Raw genomic sequence first — 23,339 nt, forward strand, 5'->3', positions numbered from 1 at the left:
GTTCTGTATTGAGCGTAGTCCCGGATCCCCGCACAGTAAGCCGCATTTAAGATTACCTGCACGGGAATGCTCATGAAAAACCCTGTTTTTTTCTCACTCAGTTGGCTGCCCGTCATGGTATTGGCTGGGTGTACCGGACAAACTCAGGAGGCTACTGCATCCGGTGTAAGTTTTCACCGTTCTCATCAGGAAAGTCCCGCCGTATCCGATATCTATTCTCTGACACCAGAAGTTACGCGCTATGATCGCTATACCTTGGTGAGTGTAGGCAGCCAGGCTGCGCAACGTGAACCCCTAAATCAAATCATCAATATCACCATGCCAGTACCGTTGGTACAACGTATTGGTGATGGATTGCGCTATTTGCTATTTGGAACCGGTTATTCGCTGTGTGATACCGCCGCAACCCATTTCGTTAAATTGATAGGCAGGCCATTACCGGCTATTCAACGCAAAATTGGGCCGATACGGCTCAGTGAAGCGTTGCAGATTGTTGCCGGGTCTGCATGGCGTATCCGGGTAGATGAGGTGAATCGTGAAGTGTGTTTTGTTTTACGTGATGAATATCGTCAGTTTTCCGAGACAACGGTTGGCCGGATGACACCGCCAAAAATGCAGGTACCGTTGCAGAGATCTTCTTCACCGGCGTTATCGGCACCTACATTGTCCAACAGCATATTAGCCACTCCGTTACCAGCGAAGCCCCTGATAGCTGAAAGACCGAAAACAGATACCCCTAAAATTCCTGTGACAGGAGGAAAACCTACGGCCATTTCTTCTGTATTGCCCACTCAGCCCGTTAAATCCTTACTCAGCGGCAGTACACCCGTGACAACGATACCGATAGGCAACATCTGGCGTGCGGAAACGGGAACCACTTTGCGTGGAATGTTGGAACGGTGGGCTAATACAACGAATTGCCCGGTAGGGGGACACTGGGTAGTCGTGTGGTCGTCACCGACGGATTACCGCATTGATGCGCCGTTGACGTTCAAAGGCAACTTTGAGTCCTTGTTGGTACAACTATTTGATCTTTATAGACAGGCCGAGAAACCGTTGTTTGCCGAAGTCAGTCGCCTTCAGTGCCTGATTTCAGTCAGTGATAAACCGGTAACCCGGTAAGCCGTGATGGGGTATGTCATCAGTGGGTTTGCCTTGGTTTTTCTGCTGATTGCCGGGGGTATACAGCTGCGACAGGCAGAACAACTGCACGTCGATGGTGACAACGCAAGGGCTCGAATACTGGCAGACCAAATGTTGCTATTAGCCAGTGCCATTAATCACTGGCGTGGCGGCTCATCTAAAAATGGCACGGTGGATCTGCGTAAGCTCATTCTGCCTTTTCAGCCTGATGCCCGTATCCGGCATGTTATCAGCCAAGATCGGCTCTGGGTGTGGATGCCGGAAATACCCGGTCTTGTAACCGCTCTGCGCGAACGCACTAAGGGGTCAATGTTGATTGGTGAAGTCCGGCAGGGACGGTTGTATGGCTTATCTGGTCAAGAGATAGGACTCACTCTCCCTGACGGGATTAGCGATGGTGATGTGGTGTATTTCAACTGAAAAAGCGAACAGGATTTGATGAAAAATAAACTGTATTCACTCAGGCTTTGTACTTGCCTTGTTCCACTGGCGGCGGTAACAGGCATGGCGCTGATGTCCGGTTGCACCTTGCGGGCAGTGGATAATATGGCGCGTGAGGCTAGTATGCAAAGTCGGGTAGCGCAACAGTATTTGCATCAACAGCATAGCCTGAAACAGCCAGTAGTAACCTGGGTAGATAAACCCTGGGTGAATCTGAAACCGGTAGTTCAGCCTGTCGCATCGGTAAAGTTACCGTCCTGTCAGATAACGATTAACAGTAAAGTCGGGCTGACATTACCGGAACTGGGACAACGCATTACCCAACTTTGTGGTATTCGGGTCACGGTCGCGCCCGATGTTTTAGCACGAGTATCAACCACTGCCGGTGGGTTGACGCGCCAGATGAATAGGGCATTACCGACAGCTGATGATAAGGGACGTATGCCATTGGATTGGCTGGATGATCGCGATATACACTCAATTGATGCTGATGAGCGTCGAGAGTCAGAAGTACTCACGGGTCTCAATTGGCAAGGGGAGCTAACGGGGCTTTTAGACAATATTGCCAGCCGGTTAGGGATTGCATGGAAGATGGATAACAGGGCCGTCGTGTTTTATCGATTCGAAACCCGGACATTTCAGTTGAATGTTCTCAACACCCGTACCAGTAGTAATGCCAGTGTTGCCTCAGGTTCAACCAGTAGTATGGGGACATCAGGGGGCAGTGGTAATGTCAACAATTCTGTTTCTGGGGAGGCCAGCTCTTCACAGAAAACGACGGTTGATCTGAACAGTGATTTATACGAAGACATCCGTAAGACAGTCGAAAATATGTTGACGCCCGAGCGGGGTCGGTTCTGGTTGTCAAGCTCCAGTGGAACGCTGATGGTAACAGACACGCCGGCGGTACTGGATTCGGTATCCCGTTATGTGGAAGAACAAAATACTGTTCTCAACCGTCAGGTTTTGTTGAATGTTCAGGTGCTGAGTGTCAGCACTACCCGTAAAGAGCAAATGGGGTTGGACTGGGGATTAGTTTATAACTCATTGCATAATTTGGGGGCTACGTTATCTGGCAGTTTTAGCGGTATGGGCAGTGGGGCAACGTCTACGGGTGTCAGTATTTTGGAAAATGCCACAGGGAAAGCGGCAAAACTCTCCGGTTCCAGCCTGTTGATAAAGGCGTTGAGCGAGCAAGGTAATGTCAGTGTGGTGACGTCTCAAGGAAGTGCGACCACTAATTTGACCCCCATTCCGATACAGATGGCTGATCAGACGGTGTATGTGGCTCAAAGCAGTACAACGACGGCTACGGATGTGGGAGCCACCACAGCTCTGACGCCTGGGATGATCACTACCGGGTTTAATATGACTTTGTTGCCGTTGATACAGCGTAATGGGGATGTTCAGTTACAAGTGGCTTTTAACCTGTCTGATCCGCCGACTATCCGTTTATTCACATCTAAAGAAGGCAATTCTTATATCGAGATGCCGTATACCCGGTTACGTTCACTGAGTCAGAAAGTGAATCTACGTGCCGGGCAGGCGCTGGTACTCACCGGATTTGAACAGGCTGATACTCGGGTGACTCAGGCGGGAACCTTTACACCGGGTAATTTCCTGCTTGGGGGAGGCCAGTCCGGAGAGAATCAGCGCAGCACGTTGGTTATTTTGATCACCCCCGTATTACTGGATTGAGGAATGAAAGGCTGCATGAATCAATGAAAAGCATCGATTTAGAAATACCCGGTGAGATACCCGAAGTCACGGTTGTAAAGGCCGAGCGCTATTGTTGGATCGGTGGCCTGCGTTGGTCACCGTACATGAAGGTGAAACGGGGACCCCGCAGAAGGCAACGTGTTCGTCCGGTAGCCAGTCGATCTCAATACGCCGATGTACATCGGGTCGTGGGCAATCGTTCGGGGAGACGTCAGCAGACTACACGCATGATGGGAACGGGAATAATCAGGAAATTGTATTGCCGTCACACACCGTATTCTTTAGCCATCGCTTTTTTATCGCATTCCGGCCCAAACGGGTACGGGATTTACGATTTGGGCGAGGGGCAATGGTTATTTTTGGCGACGCAGAATGGTTTGCCGTCCGTAATGGCCGATATTGTTGGAACTCGCGAGAGTGTCAATGCAGCACTGTCCCGTTTTTTAACTTTTAACCCGGCTCCAGATAAAAGCTGGCGGGTGGTATCTGACCCTGATAATCCGGCGCATTGGCGCTCAATAACTTCTGCTTTGTCTGCTCATCAGTATCGGATGTGTCGCCTGCAACGGCGGTGGCGGACACCATTATTGTTGATGGCCGTATTTATCATGTTGTTGATTGTCGTATGGGGGTTATTGCAGTCAGGAAAATCTCCCGATGAGAGATTACCGATGACTGAAACTGTTCAAGTCAGGGCATCACGATTGTTTGAAGAAACGCCAAAACCGGTTGACTTACCTCATCCGTGGGCCGATAAGCCGTTGTTACCCGCGTTTTTGGCACGTTGTGTCATGACCAGTCGGACGATCCCTGTGTTATTGGCGGGTTGGCGCTTGACGGCAGGTTCATGCCGAAAAGATGGCGTCCGCCTTCACTACGAGATTATGCCTGGCGGTACAGCAGCGCATTTTGTTCAGCGTGTACAGAGTGTATTTAAGCAGTCACCGGTTTTTGACCTGGTTCAGGGCGCAAAAGAAGGCCGGGTATTCCTGCCGTGGAAACCTTTGCCGGTTCGCAATGAAGCGGTGCCTGCTGTTTCAGTACAGTTGATGAAGATGGTTTCGAATTTCCAGCAATGGCAGATCCCTCTGACGTTAAATGAACTGACTCCAGCATCGGCATTACCGGGAGACGGGCAATCTATACCTTCCCAGGATTGGCGAGAATACCTGTTCAGCTTCAGTAGCCGGGTGATGCCAGCATGGCTATTTGCTGAACTGGATGATACAGGGCTGCGACTGAACAGCCTCACGTTTACCCTGACCTCACAGGGACAGTTAACCTATCAGACTGAGGGATACATTTATGCCCGGAAATAATACTGCCTTGTGTATCAGTGTGTTAAGTGGGCTAATTTTTATCAGTTCACCCGTATGGGCAACAGAGGATAGCGCTCTTTCGGTAACAGGGATGACAGAAGCATCTGCGGGTGTGACTGTGGGGCAGTTAGAGCATTTACACGCGAAAAATTTGTTGCTGGAAGCGGAATTGCAGCAGGCTAAATTACAACGCCAACTGACAGAAAATCAGCCTTTGGGGTTAACGGGCAGTAATGACCTTGATTTGCCGATGACCGTATCACCGGTGATAACGGCGGGACAACCTGTGACCCGTCCGGTGGTGCAGGAGATTTATGGTCGGGGGCATGCATTGCGGGCCAGCGTAAGCCTGCCGGGCCGCGGTGTGATGGAGTTAGCTGTCGGTGACGCAGTGCCTGGCACTCAGTTCAAAGTTAAGGTGATCACGCTTTCTGCGGTCACGCTAAGTGATGGCTCGGTATTAACGTTCTGAGAGAAGACAGGGAATGAAAGAAAGTATCCAGGTTAATGATGCCGTGTTGCTGTTATGTGAAGAACAGCAGGCTACGGTATTAATTGACAACAATCGTCGGGGCGATCCACAGGTTCAGACGCGGGTCATGCAATTACTTGAAGCCACGCCAGAAGCAGAAATTCGCTTTGTCAATTTGTCAGAATTGCAGGCGAACCGCCAGAAACAACATCAGCGGACGAATGAACAGGGCGTGTGTCTGTCGGACCTAACTGATGTGAGTGAACGTCAGAAGCAGGTACTGACCTGTTTTGAACTGGCAAAAAAGCTGAATGCGTCAGATATTCACCTGACCATCAGTCCGGGATTGACCCGAATTGAAATGCGTATTCACGGTGAGCTGGAAGTCGTCAATGAACTGTCGGAAGAGGAGGGAATGGCACTGGCATCCACGATCATCCTGTCGATGTGTGATGTCACTGAAACGCAATTTTTTCCCGGCCGTCAGCAGGACGGGAGGATTAAAGCGGATTTTCTGCGTCGGGTACATTTGTATGGCGCCCGGTATAGCCATACGCCAACCGCAGATGGTTTGTATGTTGTGATGCGTGTGATTGCTGATGATGGTGACAAAGTGCCTACACTGACACAATTAGGTTTTTTGCCGCAACAAATCAAATTGGTTTCCCGTATTTTGCGACTGCCCGAGGGCCTGATTGTGTTATCGGGACCAACCGGTTCTGGGAAGTCCACGACATTACGCACTTTTTGTCGCCAGTATCTTGACAGGACAGGAGGTAAAAAACGGTTATTGACCGTTGAAGACCCCCTGAAGGGAGGATTGCCGGCGCGATTCAAACGCCCATCGTGTGTGACAAAAGTGATGAAGAGGCGGTCAGGCTTGCCTGGCACCGAGCGCTCACCTCTGCGCTGCGTCTTGATCCAGATGCCGTTATGCCAGGCGAAATGCGAGACCTGACTTCCATGCTAACGGCAATTTATGCTGCGCAAACAGGACATAGTGTCATGACGACGCTGCATACCAATAGCGCAGTCGGTATTCCTGAGCGCATGATAACCATGGGGGTGAATGCGGGGCTGATTGCTGATGCACAGCTTTTGATTGCGTTGATTAGTCAGCGTTTGGTACAGACATTATGCCCACACTGTCGGGTACCTTGGGCACAGAAACAGGCGGTACTGGATGAGGAACAACGGGCTTATCTGATGCGTTATTGCCATGCTCCCGGTACCTGTTGCGTAGAGAATTTGTATTTTCGTCATCCCGAAGGATGTGAACATTGTTGCCAGACGATTACCTTGAGCGGACGGATTGTTAGCCGGGGAGTAACTGGTCGTAGCGTGGTGACAGAAGTCATTAGGCCAGATGCTCGATTTTTTACCTTGTTGATGACTGAGGGCAAAGAGGCCGCGAGACAACACTGGGTATCGAACCTAGGCGGGATTACTCGTCGCCAGCATCTATTGAATAAGCTGAATGCCGGGCTGATTGATCCATTGGAAGCCGATTTAGTTTGTCCGCTGGATGAAGATGATTATTTGCTGATGGAGCCGTGTGATGCGTGAAATGTCATGGGTTAGCCGTCTGCGCTATGTGTTAGTTCGCCACACGTTCTTACCGAGTTATCGCATCATTTTCTATGAGGCGTTGCGTTTTTTACTGGAAAACAAGATACCGTTATTGAAAGCGTTGCGGCAGATACGTGATGTGTATACGCATTTCGATACCCATTGGCATCCGTTTGCTGAACTCATTGACGATTGCATCTCGGCGCTCACTGATAACAGTCAAACGAATACCTTGGAACATGTGCTGGCTGTTTGGGGACCGGTAGAAGAGGCGGCGTTAATTAGTGCGGGTATGCGCAGCGGTCATTTGCCTGAAGCATTGAGTCAGGCCATTACACTGATAGGTTGCCGTCAGCGTATTCTGATAGTGTCGCTCAGAATGATGATTTATCCCTTGCTGTTGGTGTTACTGATGGCGGGATTATTGGTGATCACCGCAACAGAATTGGTACCAACACTAAAAAATATTGCAGATCCGGAAAACTGGCAGGGGGTGCTGGCATGGCTGAACGGGATGGCGACATTCTTTGAGCATGCTTTTCTGTGGTGTGGTGTCTTACTGCTCTCTTTTATTGTGGGCGTGGCGTATTCGCTCCCGCGGTGGGTCAACCGTCTGCGTCGCATCGCGGATCATCTTATCCCCTGGTCGGTCTATAGCGATATTCAGGGCGCCATTTTTTTACTGAACATGGCTTCCCTTTTGCGTGCCCAGGTTCAGACGCTGGATGCGTTAATTATCCTGCAACGCTTTGCATCTCCCTGGTTACAGATTCGTCTGGAGTCTATTGCTGATTGTGTCCGCGAAGGGGATCACTTTGGCCGGGCATTGCATCACTGTGGTTATGACTTTCCGTCAAAGGAAGCGGTGAATTTTCTGTCATTGCTGACGGAAGGTGATGGTACTCCTGAGATGATTGGACGCTATGGTGAGCGGTGGCTGGACCAAACCATTGTTCGGGTGAACAGGCGTGCCAATTTGGTCATGTTGTGTTCCCTGTTGCTGGTTGTCGGGACATTTATGTTGATCCTGCTGGCCGTTATGGAAATACAGAACATGGCTAACATCATGCCGTAATCCCCTTAAATTAAACCTCCTTTTAACGATAACGATTTTCTCCGTAAAGAACCCTTTATATAAGGAATAAATCAATGCAGTACATGATGATACAGAAACAAGACCGAATGGTCCGTTCCCCTGAGCGGGGTTGGGCTATTTTGGAAAATGGCGCGGTCGCTCTGGTTGTGATTGCCGTGATTACTGTAGTTTTGGGGGGCATTTATATGTTGTATGACCGCAAGGATGCGGTTGTGGAAACAACGAATCTGCAAACTATCATCTCCAGTACTCAGGGGTTAATGAAAGGCAGCGGCGGGTATGAATTTAGTAATGCAGACAAGATGACCGGCGTCCTGATTCAGTTGGGTGGCATACCGAAGAGTATGACGGTTCGCGGTGATACGACTGCTGGTAATGCTACGTTGTGGAATATCTGGGGTGGTCAGGTTAAGGTCGGACCGAGCAGCACGGGGGGATTTAATAATGGATTCACGGTAACTTACGAGAGAGTCCCTCAGTCTGCCTGTGTTTCATTAGCGACTGGGATGAGCCGGGGAGGAAGTGCATCAGAGATCACTATTAATAATACTCATCACGCTGATGGCAAGGTGACACTGGAAAGTGCCAGTACAGAATGCACAAGGAACAATGGTCGTACCGGGACCAATAAACTGATCTTTACGATTAATGGTTAAATGAAGACACTGATTGCAGTTAGCTTTCCTACAGAATATACCCCTCTGGTTATGATGACGTTATTTGTCATCGGATGCGTGCTGCTTCGTCCGGTGAGTCAATTTTTGCAGGAATACGGTCTGTTGATGTGTTCAGTGCATCCGGTACCACGAATGGCTATCTGTTTGTACGTGGTGTCGGGCACGTTGATGTTGTTATCACCAGCGCCGCTGATGGAGCGGATAGCCGCACTGTTGCTGTTGAGTTTTTTGTTGCAATTATCGGTTATAGACGTTTTGAGTGGCTGGCTTCCTCGTCAGTTTACACTGGCTTGCCTGGTGTCCGGTGTCTTGGTCAGTATTTCGTTGCCGTCAGTGTCAATAACTCTTTTGGCTACGGTGCTTATGCTTGCCGGGATGAGTGTGTTACGCAAGTTGATGAACCGGCACTCTCAATGTGAAGCGCTGGGAATGGGGATGTCTGGCTGATGGGAGCGTTGTGTGCCTGGCTGACAGGGTTACCGGCACTGATAGGTTGCTTGATTGGTCTGTCCGGTTTCGTGCTGTGGTATTTGGCACAATTACCTCATCAAGGTATGAAAGGTGGGCCGCTGGGACCTTGGCTCAGTTTAGGGAGTGTGGTCATGTTGTTGGAACGATTATATCAGCCAATATGGGTAATCTAATAGTGACAGAAAGAAAGGGTTGTTGTGGCAGCAGCAGAGGGCCGGATAGGGGATACATGATGCTGGGCACAGCTGCCGGACTCATGATATTGCTGGTACTGGCGGCGTTGGGAACCCGCATTTACAACGATTATCTGACAGAGAAGTCCTGGCAGGTCATGGCGGCGAAAAGCAGTCGTTTCAGTGCAGCGTCGAAAGCTTATATTGGCCGTTATTATGATAGATTGCGGAGTTCAGCAACGACAACCCAACCGGTGATGATCACCCCGGATATGTTGAGAAAAACGGGGCTGTTGCCATCCGGATTCAAAGACACCAACAGTTCAGGACAGCGCTATCAGACCGCTGTAGTGAGCAATACCCAGGATCCGGCACTATTGCAGGCCATGGTGGTGACACAAGAAGGGAGCCCATTACCTTATAAAGCCCTGCGCCTGATATCGATGGATATCTCTATCGGATTGGGGGGATATATTCGGGATGGCAAGACGGCTACCGGCGCAATGAGTTCATGGACGGTGCCTCTAAAGGATTTTGGGATAAACAGTGGTGAAGGTCATCTGGCCGTGTTATTGAGCGCAGATGAGTTATCTACTGCCCGTGAGGAGAGTGACCGATTGTACCGTTTTGCTGTCCCTGGCCGTCCGGAGCTGAACAAAATGCATACTGACATTAATATGGGAGGCAACAACCTGAACAATACGGCTACCGTGAATGCACAGGCTGGTCATTTCAGTGGCGATATCCGGGCGAATGCCGGCCAGTTTCAGGGGGATATTCGTAGCCACGATGGCTGGATTGTGACGACAAAGAATAAAGGCTGGTTAAATGAAACCTATGGTGGTGGTTGGATGATGTCAGACAGCAACTGGCTTCGCAGCGTCAATAATAAAAGCATTTATACGGAGGGGCAAATCAAAGGCGGCGCCCTTCGGGCTGATGGTCGTCTGTCGACAGGGGAGTTTTTACAACTTGATAAAGTGGCTGTGGCGGGTACGGCCTGTTTACCCAATGGATTGGTTAGCCGTGACAGCAAAGGCGCTATATTGTCCTGCCAGTCTGGTCTGTGGACAAAAGCAGAGGCCACCTTGCAGCAGAATCAATGTTATCAGGATGGAAACTGGGGCGGACGTGATTTTGCTGAACACCGATGTCAGCCCGGATATTATGCGGCGGGACTTAAATTTGTGGGTCACCAACGCAGCGAATCAGCTTATGTCATTACCTGCTGTAAATGAAAACGTAACATGTTCGTATATCTGATTTTTATTTTGGTGGTTTCGTGTTGTCCTTGCTTTGCACTGGTGAGCGGATTAACGCCCTGGCGGGGATTTATCTGTTCGGGGGTTCGGCGCAGGAAAAAACGGTATTACGTCATTCACCTTTCCCCGACTGACAGGATAGGGCGTCTGACACGGAGCCGAACCCGGTGCTTTCATGCGGCATTTGTTCGCGAACTTGAGGGGGCACTTTTGCGGGCAGACAGGGATATTTTGTTTCGTTCTCATTTGATGCGGCCTGCTCAGATACAGCTGGCCTGTTCGGTTCTGGCACGTTACCCGACATGGCGTTACCGGATGGTTAACGTGGTTATCCCTCGCTGGGAGCGAACAGGGATTACATTACAAAACTTACTGTATGAGTGGCGTTATGTTCCGACGGCTGCCTGTGGTGTTATGGTGGTGGTGAAGCAGGAAAAATAACATTTTATATTGGGGGTAATTTTCGTTTTTTCATATTGAGTTTTTTATCGTCATCCTCTCTGGTTTTGCACAGTATGCTTCCTTGTATCAGGGTAATCATATGATTAGACTCTAATCACGACCTGAAATAAGTCGCATTTCTGTGTCGGTTGTTTTGTCAAGCAACCCGATAGTACTGAAAAGTATGCCAGGCACAGTGCCAAATAAAACAAACAAGGATGTTGTGTTGTATGACAACTGAAATCCCTCCTCTGTCGCCGACGTCTGAGGCTGAAATTGATAGCTTTCAGAAAGCGGTTTCTCAAAAGACCCAATCCAGGTTGTTGTCGTTAAAAAAATGTCTGGGGTATCTGTCAATATTGCTTGTTATTGTCATCATAGCGTTGCTGGTATTCGTAGTATGGCAGCAACATCATCAGTTAGTGGAATTTCAGTCATTGATGCGAAATGGATCATTCCGGTATTTGCCTGATGAGGTGCAAAAGCTACACGAGCGGTTTGATAAAGCGGATACCGGCTTTGTCTCCCGTCAGGACTGGCAAATGCAAAATGACCGGTTTCATCAGACATTGATAGCGCAACAGGGATCCGTCAACGACCAACAGAAATCGCTGGTACGGTCAGTGACTGATTTAAGCCGTGCGCATCAGGATCTTACCGAAGCAGTAAGTGTATTGAAAAATACCGTGAAACAGCAAGAAATGCGCGTTGACGCATTAATCACGTGGAAATCTCAGCAGGAAAAGCATTTTGGTAAAAAAGCGGGCACACCTGATCGGTAAGTTCTTCGAGCGAAGAAACGGATAGTGGCTCCTTTCATACTTTCTGGTATTGAACGTCGGGGAGAACAAGTTTATGCCGTTATTATTCCACGAGACACAGATCCTCATTCCCAAATATCTCAAATGCGCTTACTGACCCTGGGTGAAAGCGCATTTGAGTGGACGTTGGTCAGTATCTCCGATCATCAGGCTTTGTTCCAGGTACAAGGGTACCGTCAAACTCTGTCAGTTAATGGAGGGTAATGATGAGAAAAGATTTTTTCAGCCAGAGGAAGGAGGTGGTGCTGATTGGCGTTTTTATGTCTCTGTCAGCTTCGGCGGCACAGGTTGCTATCTCTGAACAGACAGAGACGGGAATGAAAGCGACTCAGCAACAGGTCACGCAGGCTGAAAACTACCGTATTCAGGCGCAAATGTGGGGGCTGACGGAAGCAGAGTTTCAGCGTTATCAGCAATTGATGCAGGGACAACGGGGCATTCAGTCTCCTGGACTCGATCCGTTGAGTGCATTGGGTATTGAGGCAGAAACAGTACAAGCGCGTCAACGTTATGCAGAATTGTGGGTTAAACAGGAATATGTCCGTACTGAAAAAGAGTTGGCGTTCCAGCGGGCGGTGGATGCGGCCTGGAAGCGTCTGGCGCCGAATATTTTGCCGGTTAATTTAGGCAAGGGGGACGGAATCGCACAGGGTAATCAGGGGCGGCTGGCGTTATTTGTGAAAGAGGATTGCGCAGCCTGTGATGCCCGGCTGGCTGCTGCCTTGTCAGCTGGCCGTGAGGTGGATATTTACCTGGTAGATAGCGAAGGCAACGATGATGTTTTACGTACCTGGGCAGGTAAACATCATATTCCATCAGAAAAAGTCCGTAGCCGAGAAATCACGCTTAATCATGACAAAGGACACTGGCGACAATTTGGTCAGGGGAAAATGCCGGTCGTACTACAACATGAGAATGACGGATGGCGTGTGGTGGCATTTTGAGTCTCGCTGTGGCGGGAAGTCTCTTTTGGATGACAGAAGGTATGGCCGCTGCGGTAAAACAGGTCGTTCCGCCTGGGTACCAGCAGATTGCGCGGGTTCATGGCGTACCCGCTGAAATGCTTTATGCGTTGGCACTGGCTGAATCGGCAAAACGTTTGCCACAGGAGAAACATGAACGCCCCTGGCCGTGGACGCTCAATGTGGCTGGAAAAAGTTATCGTTATGCAACCCGACAAGCGGTCTGGCAGGCGTTGCAGGGATTTATGCGTAGCGTACCCCTCAAACGTATTGATGTGGGGATTACTCAAGTGAATTTAGGCTGGAACGGCCATTATTTTCGTTCTTATTGGGATGCCTTGGACCACTATACTAATCTTCATGTGGCAGCCCGTATTCTGAAAACCTGTTATCAATCCAATCCGGGTAGTTGGTTGAATGCGGCAGGCTGTTATCACCATCCCGCTGGCGGTCAGCCTGCGAGTAAGTATCGGAAAATCGTCGCACGTAAACTGAGTACGCTAGAAACCCGATATCTTGTTTTGTCCACCAATATTGCTGTGGCTAATACGACACAGACCTGGATTGAACCGAAGGAAAAATAAAGAAGATGTTAATCCGTTATCGCTGCCGTTTATTTTTAATGATGATGATATTGACGCCCTGCTCTCAGGCTGCACTGACTATTGTGGCTGATTTAGGTGGACAATCTACAGCAGCGTATTTTGAGGCCATTAACGCTCAGGACAATGAACCGACGACTTCTTCAAATACGGAGGCGGCCCCGCCAGATTTAACCGAAGGGGGCATGTTACCGGTGGAAACGCCGGAATTGTCTCCCGGACCTGTTGACGTTCGTCCGTTGCAATTGCCAGGAATGGGGGCGTTGTTCATGATTGGGGATGATGCCTTGTCAAAACAGTGGTTGAAGAAAAATTTGGTTGGCCTTCGGAAAAAGCAGGCGGTGGGGTTGCTGGTTAGTGTGCGGGATAAAGCACAACTGGATGAACTGCGTCAGCTTGCAGAGGGATTGGTATTAGCCCCCGCTTCCGGCAGTGATTTGGCTCGTCGTTTGCGCTTACAGCATTATCCAGTGTTGATTACCGATACTGGCTTAACCCAGCAGGTGCGTTGATGTGGCCCCGTCATCCTATATTATCCGAACTGATGTTGCCACACAGTTTCCCGGTGCTTTTGTTGGGATTGTTGTTGGCAATTGTGGTGTTATGGCGGGCTAGATGAGCGATCGTTATGTGATTGAAGCACGGTTACGTCCGGCTGTTGAGTTGAATACCGCTGTTGTTTCGGCGGTTGCCGCCGGTGTCTGTATCGTAGCGCCGTGGGCTGTGGCATTGTCACCATCGGTCAGTTATGTCATGGCGGCAGGTTTTGGCATGTTATCAGGTCTCCGATTCCGGCAGGGGTTACATATACTGAACTACCGGCGCAATATCCGACGATTGCCCCGTTATGTGATGGCCAGCCACCAGGTACCCGTCAGTCATCAGAGATTGTTTCTGGGGAAAGGGTTTCTTTGGCAACAAAAACATACACAACGATTTCTGGATACCCTGCGCCCGGAAGTCGAACGTTATGTTCAACCTTCCCGGTATTATCAATTAGCGAGGGCATTTGAGCAGCGGTTTGAGTACCCATTGCCCTCTTTATGTCGTCTGACGCAACGTGATTCTCCGTGGAACCCGGTGAGGCCACTGCCGCCAGTAGGAGGCAATCCAGCATTGCATGGCATTGAACCAGATGAAGTCAATGTGTCAATGGATTTGCGTGAGCGGGTCGGGCACATGTTGGTCCTCGGTACAACCCGTGTTGGTAAGACCCGGCTGGCAGAGTTACTCATCACGCAGGATATCCGGCGGGGTAATATCACGATTGTGTTTGATCCGAAAGGGGATGCAGACCTGCTCAAACGCATGTGGGCGGAAGCGCATCGTGTCGGGCGGGAAGATGAGTTCCAGGTGTTTCATCTGGGCTGGCCGGATATTAATGCTCGCTACAATGCTGTTGGGCGTTTTGGTCGGGTTTCAGAAGTCGCTTCTCGTATAGCAGGACAATTGAGTGGGGCGGGTAACAGTGCCGCTTTTCGTGAGTTTGCCTGGCGTTTTGTCAATATCGTTACTCGTGCTTTGGTGGCTCTGGGGCAGCGACCAGATTACACCCTGATATTACGTTATGTCACCAATATTGGCGAACTGTATGAAACTTATGCTGAAAAAATTATCAGGCAATGCCTGCCTGTGTTATGGGAGCAGGTAGAGAAAAGTCTGGGTCTGCTGACGGAAGACGATTTGCCACGCAATATGCAGGGGCAGACGAATGCAGTGAAAATCTGGGCGATTGAAATGGCACTAAGCTCAGAAGCGGGGAAAAAACTCTACGATCCGATACTGGACGGGTTGCGCAGTGCGGTTCGCTATGATCGCACCTATTTTGACAAAATTGTGGCATCCCTGTTGCCATTATTGGAAAAGCTGACCACGGGGAAAATAGCTGCTCTGTTGGCGCCAGATTACACGGATATGAATGATCCGCGTCCCATCTTTGACTGGCAACAAGTGATACGTAAGAAAGGTATTGTCTATGTGGGGCTGGACGCTTTATCGGATGCTGAAGTGGCTTCGGCAGTAGGCAATTCCATGTTCGCAGACTTGGTTTCCGTTGCGGGTCATATCTACAAATTTGGTCTGGATGACGGTTTACCAGAAGGTAAAACGAGAAAACTCCCCATTAGCTTACATTGTGATGAATTCAATGAGCTAATGGGCGATGAATTTATTCCGCTGATTAATAAGGGTGGTGGTGCCGGGATAGAGGTAACCGCGTACACCCAGACTTTGTCTGATATTGAAGCACGTATTGGCAGCAGTGCTAAAGCGGCACAGGTAACAGGAAATTTTAATACCTTAGTTATGCTGCGGGTTAGGGAAAATAACACCGCCGAGCTGCTAACCCGTCAATTGCCAGAGGTGGAAGTGTACACTAAAACTTTGGTCTCCGGGATTACCGATATTTCCAGTCCAGAGCAAGGCGGTCATTTTACCTCTAATACCCAGGATCGGGTTAGCACGATTAGAACGCCGTTAATTACGCCTGCCGAAGTGATTAACTTGCCGAAAGGTCAGGCATTTGCTTTGCTTGAAGGGGGACGGTTATGGAAGATCCGCATGCCGTTGCCAGCAGCCGATGATGATGACCTGATGTCGGCAAGTTTGCAAAAAATCGCTGATGATATGCGTAAACATTACCGTACCAGTGAATCCTGGTGGTCAGCGGGCTCAATGCCAAATGACAGTCAGATTGATTTCAATGTGATGTTAAATCCAGCGTTGCTGACGCCTGATGGGGAAGCTGACGATGACGCAACAGAACACTAAATCGCAGCAGATGCCAGCGAAAAAATCAGGTCCGTTAAAAACGGTCCTGTGGGATATGCCATGGATGCTTATTGGCTTCTTGCTGGTATCGTTGTTTTTTAGTTTAGTGATTGAATACCTTGGGATAGCTTTTTTCTGGACGGAACAGGGAGAGAGACACAGCCAGCAAGTGATGATCACGGAAAGCGGTTGGTTGTCTAAGGAATTTACCCGCAGCTTACTGTTATCAGAGCCCGCTACTACGCTCAGTATCGGGTTAAAATGGAGTTATCAGTGGGTGTTTGTAGACAGTGGTGCACTGGACTGGATTAACCAACAGCATACAGTACAAGCTCGGAGCCACTATGAGATGGTGAGAGAGTTGAGCGATTGGAGTGTATTACTGGCGGAAAGTTTGCGGAAGTACTTGCTGGCAACGGTATATGTGACCGTAACCTTTATTATCCGGCTCACTATTCTGGTGTTGTTTTTGCCATTGTTTGTGATGGTTATAGGCGTTGCTGTCGTTGAAGGACTAAACCGACGTGACCTGCGGCGTTATGGTGCCGCTTATGAGTCGAGTTTTGTTTATCATCATGCCAAACGGTTTGTGAAACCGGCGTTTTGTGTACCCTGTCTGTTATATCTCTCCTGGCCATCGGCTGTGTATCCCAATTTATTATTGTTACCCGCAGCTCTCCTATTAGGGGTCGCTATTACCGTGATGATGAGTACTTTTAAGAAATATCTTTGAGGTAATAAATAGGTAAAATTTTTAATGATTTTTGTTAGATTTTTCAGCGAAAAAGCCTAATTTGGCAGTAAAAAGAAAAAATAATGGCATTTACTCAGTTAACCATTTAGCATGTTTTTGTACTGCCTTTTCGGCAGTTACCGTATAGGTGTTTTTAGTAACCTTTTATGTTATGAATTGGGAACAGATAAAATGTTGCAACTTGATTTTGGATCTTCAGATTCCTTCGAACGAGCGATATCTCCATTTGAGGAGATGGCTGCATATGAAGCGCTGTGGACTGAGCAGGGTGCCACATTTAAAACTATTGCTGATAAATTCCGGCAAGCACCTAATGGTACGATACCATCTGAACTTGTCCCCGAAGAAGAAAGAGAGTCTGTCAAAAAGTCACTGAAATATATTCTTAATAAATATTCTGTGGAGCATTTAGGTGTTAGAGTGCACGGAGCTAGTGAGTATCCTGATAAATTGAGAGATGCTCGTTACCCAATAGAATTGTTTTATTATCAAGGTTGGTGGGATTTAGTTAATACTCGGTGTGTGGCTGTTGTCGGTTCACGAAAGATATCTGATGAAGGTCGCCGTAGAACAAGAAAGCTAGTTAAAAGTCTTGTGAATGATGGACTTACTATTATTTCTGGCTTGGCTGAGGGAGTCGATACGGTTGCTCATACGACTGCGTTGGAGTTGGGAGGTAACACAATAGCGGTTATTGGTACTCCGTTGTCTCATATTTACCCAAGACAGAATAGTGAGCTCCAAAAGGCTATTAGAGAAAGCTATTTGCTAATTAGCCAGGTACCATTTAAACGTTATATTGAGCAAGATTACCGTAGTAATCGTCTGTTTTTTCCTGAGCGTAATGTGACTATGTCAGCATTATCTGAAGCGACTATTATCGTTGAGGCATCTGATACCTCAGGAACGATGACGCAAGCTAGAGCGGCTTTGAATCAAGGCAGGAAATTATTTATATTAGAATCTTGTTTCAAGAATACTTCGATTAGCTGGCCGGCAAAATATGAAGCGTTAGGGGCTATAAGGGTTAAAGACTATGAGGATATTAGGGAACATCTGTGACTTACCGTCTTACGAAAATTGATGAACTGAGTCGTAGAGATCACTACTATCTTGCAGAAGACGACACTTGTTACTTTTATGGTGAATATACAGCCAGGAAAGGTTATGCTTACAGTGAAACAAATAGGCTAATAATAAATCTAAAAAAGAGCGTATTACAGCGAACTGAAGATCACTATAAACATAAGCAGCAGGCAATAAATAAAATAGCTGAAATGTTGTCTCATATCAGCACTCTTCAACGTTTAACTTTTGTTCCAATACCTCCGTCAAAGTGCAAAACTGACATTGGTTATGACGATAGATTGATATCTATTCTTAATCAATGTAAATGCTCAAATCCAGAACTTGATTTTAGAGAATTAGTGACACAAAAGTATTCTACAATAGCAACTGAATTGCCAAACAATTCGACCGAATTTTTAGGTTCAGTCCCGGCATTACGGTGATAACCTATTTGTCCTGGGGTATGTTTAGGGTTTGATTTATACACTAATCCATTATTAGTTGTCACAGGATCAGGAACCGGTATAGGGCTTCCCTTTATTCCTTTTGCTCCAGCCTTACTGATCCCTCCGGCCACCCCCGCAGACGCCGCAATTCCCGTCTGCCCCATAATCTTCACGATTTCCTGGGTGGTTTCTTCTGAGCCGCCGGTGACTTGGGCACGATGGAGCACCAAATTCCGTGATGCGTCAATATTTGACATCGCACCGCGTAAATCTGCACATTCCCGCACTTCTGCCGGCGTAAGGGAATCCAGCCCCTGCATTCTGGCTTTTTCCTGAATTTCGCCTATCCGGGCACTGTAGTCACCTTGCAATGCCCGCAGCTCTTTGGCAACGGCAACGCACTGGTCAGCGCCTGAACACGTTGCTATCCGCTCCTGAACTTTGTCATATTCCTGCCGATATTTATCCCTGACAGTCGCACGACAACTGGTATCACCCTGACAATTAACCAGTTCCTCACTGCGCGATTGATTCTTCTCCACACTTAGGTGGTTATTGTCCACAACAACGCATTCCATTGCGAAGTTGACCGCCGGATACCAATTACCTCAATGTACTCAGTCGGTTACAAACGATTTTTCCCTGTGCAGCTTGATACCCAGCCTATAATGCCCCGACGCGCTTTTTCAGCCAGATAGTCCACTTTCCCCAGATGTGGTTAGAGAATAACAACCTGCTCAGTAAGCAACCGTTTAACTTTACTACCGCCATTGTGATGTTGACGGAGTAGGCTAAAAAAACAGTCCCGGCTTTTACAAACCGGGGGGGTAAATATTTAGATAATATTTTTTTCTACTTGCTCTACAAGAGCACGGAATTCTCTAAAGTCAAAGTTCCATATTCCTCCATTCGGACAAGAAAAGATCTCTATTCTCATGCCATGCTCAGGTTCATTCGAGACTTCTGCTACTTGATCTGTACCCCAAAAGATCTCGTAAACAACATTCTCTCGATCTGGCAAGCTCGCTATTTGTGCTGTTAATTTATTTGTCATTTCGGTGGTTCCAAAAATCCTATAAGCCTACCTTGAGCATCATAACGTAATCCACGCCCACTAGAAGATATAACATCAGTAACTTGACCGTATCGTCCTGTATTACTTTGAATCACCTTTTTGTTCGGGTCATTCAATATACTATCTACAATTTTTTGGCCTTGTTCATTTATCGCAGATGGGTTTCCTTTAGCCTCTGGAAAAATGCTACCTGGCCGACTACCATGTTTTTGTAGAGCGCGACCAGCAAGTGTCAAATCGCCTTTTTTTGAGGCCGGATCTGTATATTTTGCTCCATTTGACAATTCATCAACTGACCATTTGCCAATATGATTGTTATTTCTGGCATTCTGCTCATCTTCTGGATCATGTCCTCCCGGTGTTCCTGTTCCTGAACCACCAAGTTCGGCTTTCTCTGAATCTGTCAGATCCTTTGATATATTGGGTTGATTCTCACCATCTACATAATCTGACGAACATACCCGGCCAAAGGAACATTGAGTCGCCTTATCTATAGATTCTCCCATTTCCTTCAATTTTTTGTCCACAGCTGAAGCTATTGTCTGATTTGCTTCATTCACGGTTTCACCCGTGTTTGAACCGGCTATCGGTGGTGGTGGCATTGGTATAGCTAGGGCATTATTATCCGCAACAACCCATTCCATTGCGAAGTTGATTATCGAACGCCGATTTTCCTAATGCCCTCAGTCAGTTACACCCCGTTTTTTCCAATGTCCGTTCACCGCTGAACCCAAAACCCCCTGACGCGCTTTTCGTACCCGAAGACCGGTTTTCCCCGCCAAGCCCTTGTCAGTGTAGCGCCTTTTTCGGCAACGGGCGAACGTCGCCCAACTTGCTTGGGCGGCGGGTGCCCAGGGGCGCTGGCTGGCCGTGCTGGGGTTTACCACAGGAGCCCCGATCACTATTACCAGCGAAGCCGGACAGTTGATTATCCGGCTGGTAGAGAACGGTTGACGGCTAAAAGAAAGATCTTGGTCAATTCATAAAGCCGGGAATTTTATTAACATTCTTTTATTCGATTAATAAGTGAAGCCATCACTTCAGTGGCTTCTTCTTTAAATTTAATGCTCCATTCTTTAGTCCAATCACTTGGTCGACCTTGATCTTCCCATTCAGCTAAAGCAACAGAATTAATTATTTCTAATTCAAACCATATTTTCTGATATCGCTCATCATCGTACAGATCCTCTGATGAATTAATGAACCTAGAGAACACCATTAAGTCATCTAATGAGTTAACCGCATCTTTTATCAAGGATTCTTTATTTTCCATATTTCACCGTTACCACTTTACCTGATTCATTAGTAACAATAGATACATTATTCATTGGGTCATAATGAACAGTCGTTCCCCCTCTACTCGGGGTTGATATTCCATTTTTGATGGTATTTTCTACAACAGATGGAGTGATTCCGCGATCTTGCATACGATCCAAGGCATGACCGGAATACTCTCTGTTATTAATAGTCGCAGGTTCATTCCTTACGGGTTGGTAAGAGGGATTTTTAGGCTGATTCATCTGCTTCTGTTTACCTCCCATAGGGAGAGTAGCCCCAGAATTTGTATTATTTGCAGAGTTTCCAGATTTACCTTTACCCAATCCTCCAGTCACAGCACCCAGTGCAGCGCTCGCCAGGATTTCTGCCTGCTGCTTATCGATACCGTAGCGGCTTTGCAACTGGTTGGCAAATTCCGTACTCGAAACGACGCCTTCGGCTTCAATCTGCTGGGCCAACAGAGAAGACATGTCATTCTTCATCCGTGAAGGCACATCGTCACCCAGTACGCGATCGATGGCTTGACGTACCAGCATACCATTAGCCGGGATATCGCCGTATTTTTCCTTGCAGGCGGCGGGGTTGGAAGAACACACTGCGATCAGCTCTTTTTGCTGCTTGAGGCTCAGATCTTCCATTTCCTTCGTGATCTGTTTGCAGGCGCCGCGTCCCTCACACCCTTTGGCTCTGGCCGCAAAGTCGTCTATCTGATCCGCGCTCAGATAGTTATTCTCAATTATAATTTAGTGGACAATAAAGTAAAAATCCTAACTCAAGACTGGGATTCTGTATTAACTTTAAGACTGTTATAAAAATCTATAATGCTATTCAGATCAGTATTCCATTCAGATATTTTCATTCCGTCTTCATTGTACGTAGTACGCGACTCTATGAAGTTATTTATCTTCTCTGGAGTAAAACCTGGACACTCATCTAAAAAGAGGATGCTATTTTGCAAGAAAACTTCCTCACCTGCGAAATATATGACCCAAACAAAGATAAAATTTGTATAATCAGGTTCATACATTGATACAGCTAGCGCCACAGGTTTTTTACTGTGTATACCCTCCTCAAGAGAAGCTCGCCAACTCCGCTTGTAATCCTCAAAGCTCCAATAAGATAAAGGTATGTGAACTGCTTCTGTAAATGTATCAATAATAATTGTTGCAGGCAGAACTAGCTCATTGTTTTCTCTGATAGGTGCATCACCGGGAAATATACCAAACATCAATCAGTCCTTAACTCTGTTCAGATCACTATCGTAAGTCCCCATTCGCTTGCCTCTACGGTCAAACATTTTCCAACCATTAGTAACATTATGGCTATCAACATCGGGAGTAATATAGGTTTTACCATCAAAAAATACAGGTTGCCCATGTGAGTTAAATGGTGCTTTAGGAGGAGCTATTCTCCGATCAAAGCCTAATTTCCCTGCTGCCTCTTGGGCTTCTTTTCCTTTCAGAGCCAGATAGGCTAAGTCGTCTTTATTTGGCTCTTCCGGAATCGGCGTAGTTGTGGCATTCCCTCCAGTATCCGGCTTACCTTCCGTATTGCCGGTATGATTTGGTGCAATGCCAGACCGATTTTCCTCATTGCCTGTATGGTTCGGTATACTACCCGGCTTTAACTGCTGGTTTCCACCGGTATGATTAGGGTATTTCCTTATATCACCGGATTGATCACCGCCGGTATGTGTTGGTAGGTCAGTTGGATTAGCAACTTGAGTATATTTATCCTGAAGTGTATTTAGGTAACTCTCTGTAATTGCATCATTTCCCATCATCTGAAGCATAATCAGATGGTCTAAGTCTTCTGAAGAAATCTTATCAGCGATTTCCTTCGCTACCACTCCGGTTATACCCGCCTTAACGCCTATCTCCAGGACTTTCTCTGCCACTTTGGCTCGGCACGGAGCAGCTATTGCACAACCTTCTGTTATTAGTTTACCAAAGAAATTATTGTCAGTAACAACGCATTCCATTGCGAAGTTGACCGTTGAACACCTATTTTTCCTGTATACTCAGTCAGTTACCCGTCAGTTTTGCTAATATTTGTTTACCGCTGAACCCAAAACGCCTAGACGCACCTTTTGCCCCTGAACGCCCGTTTTTCCCAATGCTCGTGTTTCAGTGTAGCGCCCTTTTTGGCAATGGGTGCAAGTTCTGCGGGGACGGGCGGCAAAGAGTCCGCAAGAGGCCTCCACGATGCTCTGAACAACTGGTGGCTAAAAGGAAGATCCCAACTTTTGGGGTACAGTTCATTAGGCTGGGATCTATGTCATTTGTATGATTTAACTAATTACAGGTGATCTCATAAAGCGTATCTGGCGGTGCCTGATATATCTCAAAATCTGCATGTATCACATCACGCATTTCAGAAACATGAATTTTTTTGATTGTTTCAATTTGTTCACATTCTGTAATTGAAACAACCATTTTAGTTGCTTTCGTGATTTTGATCATATCAAGCAAGGTAGTTATAAGGATATCCAATCTTTCCTTGGGATTAGCTGGAAAACCTATATCCACTGTTTCAGGATCATATTGATAATAATCTGTCAGATAAGTAGCGTTAGGATAACCAGGTACATCACCAATCAAAAATATAAAACAATCACTATTTGGAGTAAAATTATCTGGATAATTATACAGCTCATTTCTAGGTATAGCCTGTATTCCTAACTTGCTATTGCTTATAAAATCATCTAAGGCAATATTTGTATCCGAATCTAGTATCGGTTCTAGATAACCACAAACATCATTTGACATATCTATATTCCTA

At 47.4% G+C, this 23,339-nt stretch carries 28 protein-coding genes and 1 pseudogene; 21 read left to right on the forward strand and 8 right to left on the reverse strand.

Annotated features, from left to right (window positions below; genetic code table 11):
* Positions 1–72: 72 nt before the first annotated feature.
* The 20 genes and pseudogenes from pilL2 to B0X70_RS05560 all read left to right on the forward strand — a co-directional run bounded on the left by pilL2 (position 73) and on the right by B0X70_RS05560 (position 17,753).
* Positions 73–1,122: a PFGI-1 class ICE element type IV pilus protein PilL2 gene (pilL2, locus tag B0X70_RS05465; RefSeq protein WP_217470312.1), complete on the forward strand. Its 1,050-nt coding sequence runs from the start codon at positions 73–75 to the stop codon at positions 1,120–1,122.
* Between the two features lie 6 nt (positions 1,123–1,128).
* The gene (pilM, locus tag B0X70_RS05470; protein ID WP_217470311.1) at positions 1,129–1,563 is read left to right on the forward strand and encodes a type IV pilus biogenesis protein PilM; all 435 of its coding nucleotides are present in this window, start codon (positions 1,129–1,131) and stop codon (positions 1,561–1,563) included.
* Between the two features lie 84 nt (positions 1,564–1,647).
* The gene (gene pilN / locus B0X70_RS05475) at positions 1,648–3,282 is read left to right on the forward strand and encodes a PilN family type IVB pilus formation outer membrane protein (protein WP_246593522.1); all 1,635 of its coding nucleotides are present in this window, start codon (positions 1,648–1,650) and stop codon (positions 3,280–3,282) included.
* Positions 3,283–3,305: 23 nt separating this feature from the next.
* Positions 3,306–4,622 carry a type IV pilus inner membrane component PilO gene (gene pilO2 / locus B0X70_RS05480; RefSeq protein ID WP_217470309.1) on the forward strand — a complete coding sequence of 439 codons (1,317 nt, stop codon included), beginning with the start codon at positions 3,306–3,308 and terminating at the stop codon, positions 4,620–4,622.
* A complete protein-coding gene (gene pilP, locus B0X70_RS05485; RefSeq protein ID WP_112896253.1) occupies positions 4,609–5,094 on the forward strand; it encodes a type IV pilus biogenesis protein PilP in 486 nt (161 codons plus the stop codon). Before pilO2 ends, pilP begins: the two co-directional genes overlap by 14 nt.
* A gap of 13 nt (positions 5,095–5,107) precedes the next feature.
* A pseudogene (locus tag B0X70_RS05490) lies at positions 5,108–6,660 on the forward strand (GspE/PulE family protein).
* Positions 6,653–7,738, forward strand: a complete 1,086-nt coding sequence (locus tag B0X70_RS05495) for a type II secretion system F family protein (protein WP_217470308.1) — start codon at positions 6,653–6,655, stop codon at positions 7,736–7,738. Before B0X70_RS05490 ends, B0X70_RS05495 begins: the two are co-directional and overlap by 8 nt.
* A 74-nt stretch (positions 7,739–7,812) precedes the next feature.
* Entirely contained in the window at positions 7,813–8,415 is a 603-nt protein-coding gene (locus B0X70_RS05500; RefSeq protein ID WP_217471081.1) for a type 4 pilus major pilin, read from the forward strand.
* Positions 8,416–8,883: a hypothetical protein gene (locus B0X70_RS05505; protein ID WP_217471082.1), complete on the forward strand. Its 468-nt coding sequence runs from the start codon at positions 8,416–8,418 to the stop codon at positions 8,881–8,883.
* Entirely contained in the window at positions 8,883–9,080 is a 198-nt protein-coding gene (locus B0X70_RS05510; RefSeq protein ID WP_217471083.1) for a hypothetical protein, read from the forward strand. Before B0X70_RS05505 ends, B0X70_RS05510 begins: the two co-directional genes overlap by 1 nt.
* Before the next feature lie 56 nt (positions 9,081–9,136).
* A complete protein-coding gene (gene pilV, locus B0X70_RS05515; RefSeq protein ID WP_246593442.1) occupies positions 9,137–10,318 on the forward strand; it encodes a shufflon system plasmid conjugative transfer pilus tip adhesin PilV in 1,182 nt (393 codons plus the stop codon).
* A gap of 9 nt (positions 10,319–10,327) precedes the next feature.
* Complete coding sequence (locus B0X70_RS05520) at positions 10,328–10,783, forward strand: hypothetical protein (RefSeq protein ID WP_217471085.1); 456 nt, start codon at positions 10,328–10,330, stop codon at positions 10,781–10,783.
* Positions 10,784–11,013: 230 nt separating this feature from the next.
* Positions 11,014–11,565 (forward strand): hypothetical protein, encoded by a 552-nt coding sequence (locus B0X70_RS05525; RefSeq protein WP_217471086.1) that lies wholly within the window; start codon positions 11,014–11,016, stop codon positions 11,563–11,565.
* Positions 11,566–11,589: 24 nt separating this feature from the next.
* Positions 11,590–11,808, forward strand: a complete 219-nt coding sequence (locus tag B0X70_RS05530) for a hypothetical protein (protein WP_217471087.1) — start codon at positions 11,590–11,592, stop codon at positions 11,806–11,808.
* Positions 11,809–11,810: 2 nt separating this feature from the next.
* The gene (locus B0X70_RS05535; RefSeq protein ID WP_217471682.1) at positions 11,811–12,548 is read left to right on the forward strand and encodes a TIGR03759 family integrating conjugative element protein; all 738 of its coding nucleotides are present in this window, start codon (positions 11,811–11,813) and stop codon (positions 12,546–12,548) included.
* Entirely contained in the window at positions 12,527–13,150 is a 624-nt protein-coding gene (locus B0X70_RS05540; protein WP_418889053.1) for a lysozyme family protein, read from the forward strand. The genes B0X70_RS05535 and B0X70_RS05540 overlap by 22 nt, the downstream gene beginning before the upstream one ends.
* Positions 13,151–13,155: 5 nt before the next feature.
* On the forward strand, positions 13,156–13,680 hold the full coding sequence (locus B0X70_RS05545) for an integrating conjugative element protein (protein ID WP_217471088.1): 525 nt from the start codon (positions 13,156–13,158) through the stop codon (positions 13,678–13,680).
* A 103-nt stretch (positions 13,681–13,783) separates the two neighbouring features.
* Positions 13,784–15,937, forward strand: a complete 2,154-nt coding sequence (traD, locus tag B0X70_RS05550) for a type IV conjugative transfer system coupling protein TraD (protein ID WP_217471089.1) — start codon at positions 13,784–13,786, stop codon at positions 15,935–15,937.
* On the forward strand, positions 15,918–16,670 hold the full coding sequence (locus B0X70_RS05555) for a TIGR03747 family integrating conjugative element membrane protein (RefSeq protein WP_217471090.1): 753 nt from the start codon (positions 15,918–15,920) through the stop codon (positions 16,668–16,670). Before traD ends, B0X70_RS05555 begins: the two co-directional genes overlap by 20 nt.
* 255 nt (positions 16,671–16,925) lie before the next feature.
* Entirely contained in the window at positions 16,926–17,753 is an 828-nt protein-coding gene (locus tag B0X70_RS05560) for a DNA-processing protein DprA (RefSeq protein WP_246593443.1), read from the forward strand.
* Positions 17,754–18,075: 322 nt separating this feature from the next.
* On the opposite strand, the gene B0X70_RS05565 is transcribed toward B0X70_RS05560, so the two are convergent.
* From B0X70_RS05565 to B0X70_RS05575, 3 genes are all read right to left on the reverse strand, one after another.
* Positions 18,076–18,783, reverse strand: coding sequence for a hemolysin/hemagglutinin-like protein HecA precursor (locus tag B0X70_RS05565; protein ID WP_246593444.1), 708 nt, complete (start codon positions 18,781–18,783; stop codon positions 18,076–18,078).
* 257 nt (positions 18,784–19,040) lie between these two features.
* Positions 19,041–19,259 carry a hypothetical protein gene (locus B0X70_RS05570; protein WP_036774990.1) on the reverse strand — a complete coding sequence of 73 codons (219 nt, stop codon included), beginning with the start codon at positions 19,257–19,259 and terminating at the stop codon, positions 19,041–19,043.
* Entirely contained in the window at positions 19,256–19,840 is a 585-nt protein-coding gene (locus tag B0X70_RS05575) for a tRNase toxin domain-containing protein (RefSeq protein ID WP_152544362.1), read from the reverse strand. The genes B0X70_RS05570 and B0X70_RS05575 overlap by 4 nt, the downstream gene beginning before the upstream one ends.
* 310 nt (positions 19,841–20,150) lie before the next feature.
* Here B0X70_RS05575 and B0X70_RS05580 point away from each other — a divergent pair, with 310 nt between their 5' ends.
* Positions 20,151–20,234 carry a SymE family type I addiction module toxin gene (locus B0X70_RS05580; RefSeq protein WP_228999109.1) on the forward strand — a complete coding sequence of 28 codons (84 nt, stop codon included), beginning with the start codon at positions 20,151–20,153 and terminating at the stop codon, positions 20,232–20,234.
* Positions 20,235–20,280: 46 nt separating this feature from the next.
* Here the strand turns inward: B0X70_RS05580 and B0X70_RS05585 are convergent, their stop codons facing one another.
* From B0X70_RS05585 to B0X70_RS05610, 5 genes are all read right to left on the reverse strand, one after another.
* Positions 20,281–20,553, reverse strand: coding sequence for a hypothetical protein (locus tag B0X70_RS05585; protein ID WP_105396845.1), 273 nt, complete (start codon positions 20,551–20,553; stop codon positions 20,281–20,283).
* Positions 20,543–21,196 (reverse strand): DUF4258 domain-containing protein, encoded by a 654-nt coding sequence (locus B0X70_RS25005; protein WP_246593445.1) that lies wholly within the window; start codon positions 21,194–21,196, stop codon positions 20,543–20,545. Before B0X70_RS25005 ends, B0X70_RS05585 begins: the two co-directional genes overlap by 11 nt.
* Positions 21,197–21,330: 134 nt before the next feature.
* A complete protein-coding gene (locus tag B0X70_RS05600) occupies positions 21,331–21,786 on the reverse strand; it encodes a hypothetical protein (RefSeq protein ID WP_040150368.1) in 456 nt (151 codons plus the stop codon).
* Positions 21,787–21,789: 3 nt separating this feature from the next.
* Positions 21,790–22,539, reverse strand: a complete 750-nt coding sequence (locus tag B0X70_RS05605) for a toxin C-terminal domain-containing protein (RefSeq protein WP_217471092.1) — start codon at positions 22,537–22,539, stop codon at positions 21,790–21,792.
* A 313-nt stretch (positions 22,540–22,852) separates the two neighbouring features.
* Positions 22,853–23,326 (reverse strand): hypothetical protein, encoded by a 474-nt coding sequence (locus B0X70_RS05610; protein WP_217471813.1) that lies wholly within the window; start codon positions 23,324–23,326, stop codon positions 22,853–22,855.
* Positions 23,327–23,339: the final 13 nt, after the last annotated feature.

Source organism: Photorhabdus akhurstii (assembly GCF_019090985.1).
Taxonomy (GTDB): Bacteria; Pseudomonadota; Gammaproteobacteria; order Enterobacterales; family Enterobacteriaceae; genus Photorhabdus; species Photorhabdus akhurstii.

What these genes read in the sequence shown, in the direction of transcription:
- B0X70_RS05570 (WP_036774990.1), bottom strand. Translation starts at nt 19,259, where the DNA reads ATGACAAATAAATTAACAGCACAAATAGCGAGCTTGCCAGATCGAGAG.
- pilN (WP_246593522.1), top strand. Translation starts at nt 1,648, where the DNA reads ATGGCGCTGATGTCCGGTTGCACCTTGCGGGCAGTGGATAATATGGCG.
- B0X70_RS05565 (WP_246593444.1), bottom strand. Translation starts at nt 18,783, where the DNA reads ATGGAATGCGTTGTTGTGGACAATAACCACCTAAGTGTGGAGAAGAAT.
- B0X70_RS05560 (WP_246593443.1), top strand. Translation starts at nt 16,926, where the DNA reads ATGGCTGCATATGAAGCGCTGTGGACTGAGCAGGGTGCCACATTTAAA.
- pilV (WP_246593442.1), top strand. Translation starts at nt 9,137, where the DNA reads ATGATGCTGGGCACAGCTGCCGGACTCATGATATTGCTGGTACTGGCG.
- B0X70_RS05495 (WP_217470308.1), top strand. Translation starts at nt 6,653, where the DNA reads ATGCGTGAAATGTCATGGGTTAGCCGTCTGCGCTATGTGTTAGTTCGC.
- B0X70_RS05610 (WP_217471813.1), bottom strand. Translation starts at nt 23,326, where the DNA reads ATGTCAAATGATGTTTGTGGTTATCTAGAACCGATACTAGATTCGGAT.
- B0X70_RS05535 (WP_217471682.1), top strand. Translation starts at nt 11,811, where the DNA reads ATGAGAAAAGATTTTTTCAGCCAGAGGAAGGAGGTGGTGCTGATTGGC.
- pilO2 (WP_217470309.1), top strand. Translation starts at nt 3,306, where the DNA reads ATGAAAAGCATCGATTTAGAAATACCCGGTGAGATACCCGAAGTCACG.
- B0X70_RS05520 (WP_217471085.1), top strand. Translation starts at nt 10,328, where the DNA reads ATGTTCGTATATCTGATTTTTATTTTGGTGGTTTCGTGTTGTCCTTGC.
- B0X70_RS05605 (WP_217471092.1), bottom strand. Translation starts at nt 22,539, where the DNA reads ATGGAATGCGTTGTTACTGACAATAATTTCTTTGGTAAACTAATAACA.
- traD (WP_217471089.1), top strand. Translation starts at nt 13,784, where the DNA reads ATGAGCGATCGTTATGTGATTGAAGCACGGTTACGTCCGGCTGTTGAG.
- B0X70_RS05510 (WP_217471083.1), top strand. Translation starts at nt 8,883, where the DNA reads ATGGGAGCGTTGTGTGCCTGGCTGACAGGGTTACCGGCACTGATAGGT.
- B0X70_RS05585 (WP_105396845.1), bottom strand. Translation starts at nt 20,553, where the DNA reads ATGGAAAATAAAGAATCCTTGATAAAAGATGCGGTTAACTCATTAGAT.
- pilP (WP_112896253.1), top strand. Translation starts at nt 4,609, where the DNA reads ATGCCCGGAAATAATACTGCCTTGTGTATCAGTGTGTTAAGTGGGCTA.
- B0X70_RS05600 (WP_040150368.1), bottom strand. Translation starts at nt 21,786, where the DNA reads ATGTTTGGTATATTTCCCGGTGATGCACCTATCAGAGAAAACAATGAG.
- pilM (WP_217470311.1), top strand. Translation starts at nt 1,129, where the DNA reads ATGGGGTATGTCATCAGTGGGTTTGCCTTGGTTTTTCTGCTGATTGCC.
- B0X70_RS05545 (WP_217471088.1), top strand. Translation starts at nt 13,156, where the DNA reads ATGTTAATCCGTTATCGCTGCCGTTTATTTTTAATGATGATGATATTG.
- B0X70_RS05525 (WP_217471086.1), top strand. Translation starts at nt 11,014, where the DNA reads ATGACAACTGAAATCCCTCCTCTGTCGCCGACGTCTGAGGCTGAAATT.
- B0X70_RS05505 (WP_217471082.1), top strand. Translation starts at nt 8,416, where the DNA reads ATGAAGACACTGATTGCAGTTAGCTTTCCTACAGAATATACCCCTCTG.
- B0X70_RS05540 (WP_418889053.1), top strand. Translation starts at nt 12,527, where the DNA reads ATGGCGTGTGGTGGCATTTTGAGTCTCGCTGTGGCGGGAAGTCTCTTT.
- B0X70_RS05555 (WP_217471090.1), top strand. Translation starts at nt 15,918, where the DNA reads ATGACGCAACAGAACACTAAATCGCAGCAGATGCCAGCGAAAAAATCA.
- B0X70_RS25005 (WP_246593445.1), bottom strand. Translation starts at nt 21,196, where the DNA reads ATGGAAGATCTGAGCCTCAAGCAGCAAAAAGAGCTGATCGCAGTGTGT.
- B0X70_RS05500 (WP_217471081.1), top strand. Translation starts at nt 7,813, where the DNA reads ATGCAGTACATGATGATACAGAAACAAGACCGAATGGTCCGTTCCCCT.
- pilL2 (WP_217470312.1), top strand. Translation starts at nt 73, where the DNA reads ATGAAAAACCCTGTTTTTTTCTCACTCAGTTGGCTGCCCGTCATGGTA.